We start from the raw sequence: 289 nt of genomic DNA on the forward strand, positions 1-289 counted from the left end.
ACGGTCACGATCGCGGTCATCACGCCGGCCGTAGCCACCACGGTCGCCATCGCGCCGATCATCACGCCGATCGTCACGCCGGTCGTCACGCCGATCATCACGCCGGTCATCGCGGCGATCGTCCCGCCGGAAGCCGCCCCGGTCGCCGCGCTCGGCGCGGTCGTCGCGGTCGTCGCGGCGCGCGTAGCCGCCGCGGTCGTCACGCCGGCCGTAGCCGCGGTCGTCGTCACGGCGGAAGCCGCGGCGGTCGTCCCTGCGGTCCGTGTCCCGGCGGTCGTCCCGGCGGTCG

At 76.1% G+C, this 289-nt stretch carries 1 protein-coding gene; it reads right to left on the reverse strand.

Translation table 11 applies throughout. The features are described 5' to 3' along the window. Positions 1-230 (reverse strand): hypothetical protein (locus R2S09_RS40415; protein ID WP_316746297.1); only part of this gene is annotated, 230 nt, incomplete at its 3' end. Positions 231-289 lie beyond the last annotated feature (59 nt).

Origin of the sequence: Streptomyces sp. MK7, assembly GCF_032658145.1 — a bacterium.
GTDB classification, from domain to species: domain Bacteria; phylum Actinomycetota; class Actinomycetes; order Streptomycetales; family Streptomycetaceae; genus Streptomyces; species Streptomyces spiralis.